1 protein-coding gene is annotated in these 3,652 nt (G+C 43.7%); it reads left to right on the top strand.

The features are described 5' to 3' along the window. Nucleotides 1-509: 509 nt before the first annotated feature. The gene (locus HMPREF9078_RS01975) at nt 510-3,353 is read left to right on the top strand and encodes a triple tyrosine motif-containing protein (protein ID WP_009419044.1); all 2,844 of its coding nucleotides are present in this window, start codon (nt 510-512) and stop codon (nt 3,351-3,353) included. Nucleotides 3,354-3,652 lie beyond the last annotated feature (299 nt).

The raw sequence follows: 3,652 nt of genomic DNA, 5'->3' as shown, positions 1-3,652 counted from the left end.
TAAGCTACACTTTTCTTACATCGGACTCACGTTAGTTATTTTATGTCCGACAAATCTAACCAGTTGCCAATGATATTAGCAGATAGTAGCACTATAAACTCAATTAATCTTCGATTATAATTTGATTAATCATCATTGTAGAGCCACTGTAGACCCACTGTAGACCCACTGTAGACCAACTGTAGACCCACTGTAGACCCACTGTAGACCCACTGTAGACCCCCTGTAGACCCACTGTAGACCCACTGTAGACCCACTCATCGTTCACCCTACCTTTATCTTACCTTCGCTCTACCTCCTGACAAACCTTGTCTTTCACCCTAATAGCTATCACTACTTTTCCCTTTTCCCTTTTATTCACATACCCAGCTGAGCCCTCGCTGGTTTTACCTTTTACCTTTTATCTTTTATCTTTTACCTTTTACCTTTTACCTTTTATCTTTTACCTATCCAATGCACATTATTTAATTTTTTTTCGTACCTTTGTCGCTCACTATTGTGCGATAGATATGAAGCACTTCATCATCTTACTTATCATTCTTTTGGGGCATTTCCCCACCACAACAGCCCAAAATCAGGACTTGCCCTTTGTCCCACCTATCTATAACTACTCTCAAACTCAATACAAGGCAGGCTTGCAAAATTGGCAAATAAGCCAATGCAAAACGGGCGTCCTCTACGTGGCTAATAACCAAGGGCTACTTACTTTCGACGGACAGGTATGGCAACTCCACTATCTGCCCCAGAAAAAAATAGCCCGCTCTGTTCTTGCCGATAATAACGATCCCAAACTGCGCGTCTATGTAGGCTCTTTCGAAGAGTTTGGCTACTTCCAGCGCAATGCTCAAAACCAATTGGTCTACACTTCTCTAAAAGACCAACTCAAAGATTACCGCTTTCACAACGATGAAGTCTGGCGCATATTCAAGCATCAAGATAAAATTTACTTCCAAACTTTCTCCTCCTATTTTGTGTTCGACGGCAAGCAAGTACGCGCTTTCAATCCTAAACCCGCCCCTTTTGCAATGTTCTCCGACGGCAATACCCTCTATATGCAAGGCGTAAATGCCGACTTTTATACCATCGACCCTCAGCATCGCCTCCACCCAAAACTCTCTACTAACAGCTTAGGAGGATTGGTAATCGCTACTATCCCCTATCAAAAAGAACTCCTTCTGGTAACCGACAAGAACGGCTTGTTCTTTTTCAACCCGCAAACCGACCAGTTGCGCAAGTTCACTACCGATATCGACACCCTATTACCCTCCATTAGGCTGAACCGTGCGCTCATTACCGATGAAGGTAACCTCATCTTAGGAAGCCTTTCCGAAGGTTTGTATGCTATCAATGTCAGTACAGGTAAACTCCTGTGGCATATCCATAAGAAAAACGGACTGAACAATAACACCGTACTCGGACTTTATGAAGATATCCAGCACAACCTCTGGGTAGCCTTAGACAACGGTATTGCTATGATTGAAATCCCTAGCAAACTCCGCTTCTTAAATTTAAATGGCGATGTAGAGCTCATCAGCGATATGGCTGAGCAAGGCAACTCTTATTACTTAGCCTCTAATAAAGGAGTCTTTTCCCTTACTAACGGGAAACTCAACAAACTGCCCAACTTCTCAAGCCAAGTGTGGTTCGTAAAGCAGTTCGACCACCAGTTATTTGTAGGACATAACAAAGGTGTCTCCGAACTCGTAGGTGACCAATTACGTCCCCTCAGCAATGTAGGCGTCGGAGGTATGGATTTAAAGAAGGGAACGATTCACGGTCAGGAGGTGCTCGTCGGCTCTTCGTATTCTGTACTTACTATTTACAAGAGAAATAAAGCTGGCAGGTGGGAACCCTCACATATCGTCGATGGCTTCTTCGACCTTACTTATCGTATCGAAATAGACCCTATGGGCAACATCTGGACAAATCACATCTATAAAGGCGTCTGCAAACTTTCACTTACCGAAGACCTAAAAAAGGTGAAACACAAAGTAGTGTTCAGTAAACCTAAAACCAAAGAAGCCCTTCGCCTCCTCAAAATACGCGGAAAAGTAGTCTTTGCCGACGGCTCTCAATTCTACTACTACAACGAAGATAAAGAAGAAATTGTACCTTATACTATCCTCAATGAACAACTCCCTCAGCTCACCAAAACCCGCAATATAGTACCCGTAAACGATAATCGGTTCTGGTTTATCACTGCCACCGATTACTTTTTAGTTTCCTTTGCCGATGGTCAATACAAAATAACCGAAAAGATTGCTTTCGATGAGCTCCAACACCCCACCACCGAAGACCGCGCCTCAGTATTCGTATCTTCCGATGGTGCTTCTTTCTTTTGTTTAGACGGTAGTATCGCCCGTTATACCGATAATGCCCCTCAAACCACCTACCCCTATAATCTCAGCCTAAAAAGCCTCCGCTCCTACGACCGCAATACCGACCAATATCTTTTGGAAGAAATTACCGCCAATCCTTCTTTCCCTTACGCCAAAAACAATTTGGTGTTCCAATTTCAGTATCCCAATTTTAGTAAAGAACATTACCAACTGTGGTACGTCTTAGAAGGGTATGACAAGCGGTGGACGCAAGCCGACCCCGATTTTAGCATCAGCTATCAAAATCTCCCCCCTGGTAAATACAGGCTCAAGGTAAAAGTGCTCAACGAACTAAACAAAGAGCTCTCCCTCTATTCCCTCCCGTTTCAAATCACCACCCCTTGGTATAAAAGCCTTTGGGCTTATATATTGTATTTCGTCAGCTTCATCGGGGTAAGTATCGTAGCAACAGCTATCTACTTCCGTTATAAAATGAAGAAAAAAGAGCGTTCCTTCTTGCGTGAAAGAATACGTCGCCAACGCCTGCTCGAGTCACGCGAACAAGAAGTAACTAAACTCCAAAACCAAATGCTCGCCAACCAGTTAGAGTACAAGAGTAAGGCTCTTGCCGAAGCCACTATGCTAAACATCAGGCGCGACGAGTTCCTTACCAACCTCATAGTAGAGCTCGAACAACTAATGGACAATCAGAAAGTAAGTAAAGCCAAAAGTCATCTTATCTTGCAACATATCCGCGAGAATATCTCAGAAGAAGACCAATGGGCAGTATTCCAGGAAAACTTCGATATGATTCACAAGAACTTCTTCAAGAATCTCAAAGAGCGTTTCCCTTCACTCACCACCACCGATTTGCGTATTTGCGTACTGATAAGGCTTAATTACACCACCAAAGAAATCGCCACTATGCAAGGTGTATCCATTCGTGGGGTTGAAACTGCCCGTTACCGTATCCGCAAGAAACTCAACCTTTCCGAAACCGATAACCTGTACGACTTTTTTGTAAAATTCCAGTAAAAAACACCTTTCCACCACCTCTCCTTTATCTTTCCCGTCACTAATTCCCCTTTACTGTCGCTACATTCCCCCTCATTGAGGTAGCCAGCGACAGCTGGGTATGTGCACCGCGAGAGCGGAGTATGTGATAAGGGGGATGTTTCCTTTGATTTTCCGTCATACTCCCTCCTAGTGCCTATGACCTAAGACCTGGCGCCTATTCCTTTTTCTTTCGCCTCGAAACCCCGTTTTTACCATTTTTCGCATCACTGTATTATACTATTTATCAACCACTTATACACCCTTCCTATACCAATCGT

Source organism: Capnocytophaga sp. oral taxon 380 str. F0488, from assembly GCF_000318255.2.
GTDB lineage: Bacteria > Bacteroidota > Bacteroidia > Flavobacteriales > Flavobacteriaceae > Capnocytophaga > Capnocytophaga ochracea.
The sequence above is the reverse complement of the archived record's forward strand: the minus strand, read 5'-3'. Positions and strand labels throughout refer to the sequence as shown.